The organism is Streptomyces sp. NPDC005070, from assembly GCF_053600395.1.
Genome location: NZ_JBSFZS010000210.1, coordinates 1 through 7,447, shown reverse-complemented (window position 1 = coordinate 7,447; position 7,447 = coordinate 1). Strand labels below are relative to the sequence as shown.

Sequence of the window (7,447 nt, the reverse complement as noted above, 5' to 3'; positions counted from 1 at the left end):
GTGAATTTCAGAGACGGCTGAACACAACGCGACCCGTGTGCGTATAGGGCCGGGGGATTTCCATGTCGAGCCGAGCTGGCCGAGAACGGGCCCAACGCGCTGCCGGAGGAGAAGGCGAAGCCGGCGTGGCGGCGGTTCGCCGAGCAGTACCGCAGTTACATGCAGGTCGTCCTCGTGGTGGCGGCGATCGTCTCGCTCGCGATCGCCGAGTGGAGCACCGCGATCCTGCTCTTCCTGCTGACCCTGCTGAACGCGGTCGTGGGACTGCGGCAGGAGGGAAAGGCCGAGAGCGCGATGAACGCGCTCCAGTCCATGCTCACGGCGACGGCCCGGGTGAGACGTGACGGGAGCGAGTCGGAGATCCCGGCGGAGCAGGTGGTCGTGGGCGATGTCCTGCACATCTCCGCCGGCGACCAGGTTCCGGCGGACGGGCGCATCATCGAGGCCCACGCGTTGCAGATCGACGAGTCGGCGCTCACCGGCGAGAGCGTCCCCGCGTCGAAGGACGCCACCACACTGCCGAAGGTCGTGCTGGGCCCGGGGGATCAGTCCAACATGGCCTTCATGCACACACCGGTCACCCACGGCAGCGGTGTCGTGGTCGTCACCGGGACGGGTCAGGGCACCGAGCTCGGGAAGATCTCGGAGATGCTGTCGGCGACCGAGAAGGAGGAGGCGCCGCTCACCCAGGAGCTGGACACGCTGACCCTGTGGATCACGGCCGCCGCGGGCCTGACCATGATCGTGATGTTCGCGCTCGGGTTCAGCCGCGGCCAGGCGTGGGACGCGCTGTTCGTCAGCGCGGTCTCGCTGGCCATCGCCGCCATTCCCGAAGCCCTGCCCACGGTGACCCAGGCGATCCTGTCCGTCGGCAGTCTCAATCTGGCGAAGCGCAACGCGATCGTGAAGGAGTTGCCGTCCGTCGAGACCCTGGCGTTCACGTCGGCGATCAACTCGGACAAGACCGGCACCCTGACCATGAACCAGATGACGGCGGTGGAGGTGGTGACACCCGCCGACCGCTACACCGTCTCGGGTACGGGCTACGGCCTCGCCGGGAGGATCCGGCACGCGGCGGGCTCGTCCGCGCGCATCGACGACGCGATCCTTCCGTACCTCGTCGCGAACGACGGCAAGCTGGTGGACGGCGAGGTCGTGGGCGATCCCACCGAGGGCGCGTTCCTGGTGCTGGCCCACAAGGCCGGGCTGGACATCGAGGCCACCCGCGAGCGGCTGCCCCGGCTCGCCACGCTGCCCTTCGACCCGACGTACAAGCTGATGGCCACCTTCAACTCCGCCCTGGACTCCGCCGGGCGTCCGGTGGTGCGCTGCTTCGTCAAAGGCGCGGCTCCGGCGGTGCAGGCCCGCGCGACGACCGCGCTGTCGGGCGACACGACCGTCCCGTGGGACGCGGAGCTCAGCCAGCGCGCCGACGAACAGGGCGAACGCATGGGCGGGGAGGGACGCAGGGTGATGGCGGCGGCCACCCGGGACCTGGACCCGGCCGACTTCGATCCGGACGGAGACCTGCTGGGTTACGTCACCGGGCTGCGGATGGCGAGTCTGGTCGGGATGGTCGACCCGCCGCGTGAGGAGTCCAAGGCCGCGGTGGCCAGTGCCCAGGCGGCTCACATCCGGGTCCGCATGGTGACCGGGGACGACGTCACCACGGGTGCCGCCATCGCCCGACAGCTCGGCATTCCCGGCGAGGCCGTCCTCGGCGCCGACTTCGCCGCGCTGCCGGAGAGCGAGCGGCTGGCCCGGATCGACGGCATCGGTGTGGTGGGACGGGTCGCGCCCGAACACAAGGTGCTGCTCGCGGACACGCTCAAGAAGAAGGGTGCCGTCGTCGCGATGACCGGCGACGGGGTCAACGACGCGCCCGCCATCAAGGCCGCCGACATCGGTATCGCCATGGGCAGCGGCACGGACGTGGCGAAGAACGCGGCGCGGATGATCCTGTCCGACGACAACTTCACGACGATCGTCTACGCGGTGGAACAGGGCCGCAAGCTCTACGACAACCTCACCAAGTACATCCGTTTCGTGCTGCTGTTGCTGGTCACGTTCGTCCTGACCTTCCTCGGGGCGACCATCTTCAACATCGCGGCCGGTGAACCCTTCACCCCGCCGCAGGTGCTGTGGATCCACTTCGTGGTCAACGCCTCGTTCGGCTTCGCGCTCGGCTTCGACCAGGAGAGCGCGGGGCTCATGCGGCGCAGGCCGCGCCCCCGGGGAGAGTCGGTGCTGACCCGGCCGGTGATGGTGACCGTCGGTCTCAGCGGTCTGGCGATCACGGGGATCCTGCTCGGGTTGATCAAGCTGGGCGAGACCCGCTACGACAGTGTCGGCATCGGCAGTTCGATCGCGTTCACGGCGTTCGCGCTCTGTCTGATCGTGGCCGCGTTCGAATGCCGCAGCGAGACGGAGTCGGTGCTGACGCCGAGCACCTTCGACAGCAAGCAGATGAACTGGACGGCGCTCGCGCAGTTCGTCCTCGCGGTCGCGGTGACGCAGATGGACGGGTTCCGCCGCATCCTGGGCACCACCGAGATCGACCTGCGGCAGTTCGGCTGGGCACTGCTGTCCGCCGTCGCTCTCCTGGTCGTGTGGGAGGTGGGTAAGCTCCTGGCCCGCAGGGCGCGGCGCACCGGCTGACCACGCGGGCCCCTCGCCCCAGGAAACCGCCGGCGCGATCCGAAGGACTGGCCCGTGTCGAAGCACCACGGCACCCCGAGCGGAGGGTGGCGTCCCCCTGTTCCGGTGCTGCCCGGACTCCCGGTGCTCAGGCACTACCGGCGGAGCTGGCTGCGCGGAGACCTGCTGGCCGGAGTGACGGTGGCGGCCTATCTGGTGCCGCAGGTGATGGCGTACGCCAGTGTCGCGGGGCTGCCGCCCGTCGTGGGTCTGTGGGCGATCCTGCCCGCCCTCGTGCTGTACGCGCTCCTGGGCTCGTCCCGGCTTCTGTCGGTGGGGCCCGAGTCGACGACGGCGCTGATGACCGCCACGGTCGTGGGGCCGCTCGCCGGCGGCGATCCGGAACGGTACGCGGTGCTGGCCTCGGCACTCGCCGTGGCGGTGGGGCTGATGGCTGTGGTGGCCTGGGCGGCGCGGCTGGGCTTCGTGGCCGATCTGCTCTCCCGGCCCGTGCTGATCGGTTATCTGGCGGGTGTGGCGCTGATCATGATGGTGGATCAGCTCACGAAGCTCACCGGTGTGCCGACGGACGGTTCGGGGTTCTTCCCGAAACTGGCCTCCTTCCTCGGGAACCTGGACGAGATCCATCCCGCCACCGTGGTCTTCAGCGGCGCGACGCTGGTCGTCCTGTATCTGGCCACGCGTTTCCGCTGGCGCGTCCCGGGGCCGCTGCTGGTCCTGGTCGCCGGTACGGCCGTGGTCTCGGTCCTCGGCCTCCAGGACCACGGCATCGCGGTCATCGGGGACATCCCGGCCGGGCTCCCCCGGCCCGACTTCCCCCCTCTGGACACGCTGCCCCAACTCCTGCTGCCCGCGGTCGGTGTCCTGCTGGTCGGGTACACCGACTTCATCCTCACGGCGCGCGCCTTCACGACCGAGGACGGCGGTACGGCGATGGACGCGAACCAGGAGCTGCTGGCCCTGGGCGCCGCGAACCTCGGCGCGGGCACGCTGCAGGGGTTCCCGGTGAGCAGCAGCGCCAGCCGTACGGCCCTCGCGCAGTCCGGGGGCGCGCACACCCAGGTGTACGGGCTCACGGCCGGGGTCTCCGTGCTGGCCGTCCTGCTGTTCCTGAGTCCCCTGCTCACCGACACCCCCAAGGCCGTCCTCGGCGCGCTGGTCGTCTACGCCGCGATCCGGATGATCGACCTGGCGGGTTTCCGGCGGCTGGCGTCGTTCCGGCTCCGGGAACTCCTGCTGGCCCTCGGCTGTCTCGTCGGCGTCCTCGCCCTCGACATCCTCTACGGGGTGCTGGTGGCCGTGGGTCTGTCGGTCGTCGAACTGCTGAGCAGGGTGGCGCGCCCGCACGACGCGGTCCAGGGTCTCGTACCGGGACTCGCGGGCATGCACGACGTCGACGACTACCCGGACGCGCGGGTGATCCCCGGTCTGCTGGTCTACCGCTACGACTCCCCGCTGTTCTTTGCCAACGCGGAGGACTTCCGGCGCAGCGCCCTCGACGCGGTGGCCGAACAGGAGGTACCGGTCAGGTGGTTCGTCCTGAACGCGGAGGCCAATGTCGAGGTGGACATCACCGCCCTGGACTCGCTGGACGAGCTGCGCCGGGAACTCGGGAAGCGGGGCATCGAGTTCGCGATGGCGCGGGTCAAGCAGGATCTGCGCGACGACCTGGACGCGTACGGGCTGAGCGGGTCCGTCGGCGAGGACCGGATCTTCCCCACCCTGCCCACGGCGGTCGCCGCCTACCGTGCCTGGTCCGGCGACGAGGACTGAGCGGCGCGCCGCCGGGACCGCTCTCCCCGCGGCCCTCCCTCCTCAGGGAATCTCCTGCTCGGCCCAGATGATCTTTCCCTCCGCCGTGTACCTGGCCCCCCAGCGATGGGAGAGCTGGGCCACCAGGAACAGGCCCCGGCCGCCCTCGTCCGTGCTGCGGGCGTGCCGGAGCCGGGGGGCGGTGCTGCTGGCGTCGGACACCTCGCAGGTCAGCCGGGTGTCGCAGAGCAGCCGCAGCCGGATGGGCGGCACCGCGTAGCGGATCGCGTTGGTGACGAGCTCGCTCACGATCAGCTCGGTGGTCATGGTCAGTTCCCCGAGCCCCCATGCCTCGATCGCGCGGGTGGCGCGGGCCCGCATCTCGGAGACCGCGGCCGGGTCCACGGGCACCTCCCACGAGACGACGTGGTCGTCCCCCAGGGTGTGGGTGCGGGCCAGGAGCAGGGCGATGTCGTCGGGCTGCGGTACGGGCACGAGCTGCCGTACGGCGTCCGCGCACAGCGCGTCGAGGTCGGGGTCGGGCCGGGCGAGCAGCTCTCCGAGCTGCGCCATGCCGAGCTCCATGTCGTAGTGCGCTCCCGCCACGAGGCCGTCGGTGAAGAGGCCGATCAGACTGTTCTCCTCGATCTCGGTCTCCTGGCTCTCGAAGGCCATCCCGCCGAGGCCGAGCGGGGGCCCGGCGGGCAGGTCGGGATAGGAGAAGCGCCCGTCGGGGGCGACGAACACGGGAGGCGGATGTCCGGCCCTGGCCATCGTGCAGCGCCTGGTGACGGGATCGTAGACGGCGTAGAGGCAGGTCGCTCCGAGGAAGGAGGTGGTGGTGGCGGCCTCCTGTTCCGCGGTGCTCCGGTCGGCCCGCTGTTCCTGGGTGCGCTCCTCGCTGAGCCGCAGCACGAGGTCGTCGAGGTGGGCCAGCAGTTCGTCGGGGGGCAGGTCCATGTCGGCGAGGGTCTGCACGGCGGTGCGCAGCCGGCCCATGGTGGCCGCCGCGGTGATGCCGTGGCCGACCACGTCGCCGACGACCAGGCCGACCCGGGCTCCGGACAGCGGGATGACGTCGAACCAGTCGCCGCCGACCCCGCCGCTCGGGTCCGCCGGCAGGTAGGTGGAGGCCACCTCCAGGGCTGTCCCGCCCGACAGGGCCTGCGGCAGCAGACTGCGCTGGAGGGTGACCGCGGCCGTGTGTTCGCGGGTGTAGCGGCGGGCGTTGTCGACGCACAGGGCCGCGCGCGCCACCACCTCGCGTGCCAGCAGGACGTCGTCGGGCTGGAACGAGACCGGGTTGAGCGAGCGCAGGAACGTGGTGAGTCCGAGGGCGGTGTTGCGCGCCCGCATCGGCACGGAGATGAGGGAGTGCAGCCCGTACCGGCGGATGCTGGCCGCCCGCTCGGGCTCCTCGGCGATCCACAGGTCGTCGTCCGGGTCGAGGACCTGCATGAGGACCGGGTCGCCGTTGGTGAGCAGGTTCACGTCGTGGGGCGGCGGCAGGAAGTCCGCCCGGTCGCCGATCCGGGCCACGGCCTCCGGGCACCCCTCGCGCACCGAGCTCATGCCTGCGCGCCGCATCAACGGCTTGGCGGGTGCGGGTCCGGCGTCGGACAGCCAGGCACCGTGTCCCTCGGTGCTGAGGACGGATTCGAGGAGGTCGACGATGACAAAGTCCGCGAAGCGCGGAACGGCGAAGTCGGCGATCTCCTGGGCCGTGCGCATGACGTCGAGGGTCCCGCCGATGGTGGTCCCGGCTTCGTTGACCAGCGACAGGATCTGCCGGGCGTTCCACCGGTCGGTGACGTCCAGGACCATGTAACAGACGCCGGTGTACGAGTTGTCGACGCCGAGCAGCGGGAAGAACGAGGTGGAATAGGCGTGCCGGCGGTGCGGGTCGGCCCAGCTCCATCCCAGGTACTCGTAGTCGATCATCGGCTCGCCGGTCGCCAGGACCTTGCGCATCAGTCCCTCGATGGTCTCCGCCTGCAGCCCCGGCAGCAGTTCGGTCAGGCGGCGCCCGAGCCGCTGCTCGCGGGGCACACCTCCCAGGTGCTCCAGGGTGTCGTTCATCCAGACGTAACGCAGTTGCAGATCGAGCACCGCCATGCCGACCGGCGAGTGCGTCAGGAAGCCGTCGAGGAAGGCCGGGCCGACCGTCCACGCCCGTCTGCGGTCCCTTGCCGAGATCAGGAAGCACTCGCCCCCGCCCATGCGGAACGAGGCGGAGACCCGCAGGTCCACGTGGACGCGCCGGCCGTCGCGGTGCAGCAGCGGGATGTGTCCGCTCCAGCCCATTCCGGCGCGGCAGCGCTCCGCGACCGCCGCCACCCGCGAGGGGTCCCGCAGCGCGAGCAGGCGAGCGGCCGAGGAGCCGACCAGCTCGGCCGCCCGGTGGCCGAGCAGCGCTTCGGCACCCCTGGTCCAGCCCACCACCACACCGTCGCCGGAGACCACCGCCGCCGCGTCGGTGGACGCGTCGAGGGGACCGCCCGGTCCTTCGGACACGGGCGCGTCGGAACCTTCCCGCGCAGAAACCATGAAGCTCTCATCCTCTACACGACCATGTTCCTGCTTGTCCGCCCGATGTGCAGACCCTGCGGCCGATCACCGGGGAACGGCACCGCACAGCACCCGGCCACCGGGCCCGGACCTGCCCGCGCACGCCCTGGAGTGGGCAAGGACGGGGGCAGGGCGCAGCATGGAAGGGCCGGGGTCGGGTACTCAGGTGCCCGGCAGCGGCCACGGAGCCCGGCACACCGCGCCGGCCGGTGGAGGAGGGCCAGGGATGACAGCCGAGTCCACGCAGTCCGACAGTGCGGGCAGCCGCGCACCCGATTCGACCCGGCCGACCGGTCTGCTGGACGTCCTGAACGTGGGGGCGCTGGTCCTCGACGCCGACGGGCGCATCGTGTTCTGGACCCCGCAGGCCGAGGAGCTCATCGGGTACACGGCGGAAGAGGCCCTCGGCAAGTACGCGGCGCGTCTGATCATCCACCCCGAGCACATGCAGGCCGTCAGCGAACTGTTC

At 70.9% G+C, this 7,447-nt stretch carries 4 protein-coding genes; 3 read left to right on the top strand and 1 reads right to left on the bottom strand.

From position 1 onward, the window contains the following. Window positions 1–75 precede the first annotated feature (75 nt). Window positions 76–2,658: a cation-translocating P-type ATPase gene (locus ACWEBX_RS35675; protein ID WP_451888907.1), complete on the top strand. Its 2,583-nt coding sequence runs from the start codon at window positions 76–78 to the stop codon at window positions 2,656–2,658. Window positions 2,659–2,712: 54 nt separating this feature from the next. Next, window positions 2,713–4,431: a SulP family inorganic anion transporter gene (locus ACWEBX_RS35670; protein ID WP_451888906.1), complete on the top strand. Its 1,719-nt coding sequence runs from the start codon at window positions 2,713–2,715 to the stop codon at window positions 4,429–4,431. Window positions 4,432–4,473: 42 nt separating this feature from the next. On the opposite strand, the gene ACWEBX_RS35665 is transcribed toward ACWEBX_RS35670, so the two are convergent. After that, window positions 4,474–6,957: a SpoIIE family protein phosphatase gene (locus ACWEBX_RS35665; RefSeq protein WP_451888905.1), complete on the bottom strand. Its 2,484-nt coding sequence runs from the start codon at window positions 6,955–6,957 to the stop codon at window positions 4,474–4,476. Between the two features lie 247 nt (window positions 6,958–7,204). On the opposite strand from ACWEBX_RS35665, the gene ACWEBX_RS35660 reads away from it, so the two are divergent. Next, a partial coding sequence (locus tag ACWEBX_RS35660) for a PAS domain-containing protein (protein ID WP_451888904.1) occupies window positions 7,205–7,447 on the top strand: 243 nt, incomplete at its 3' end.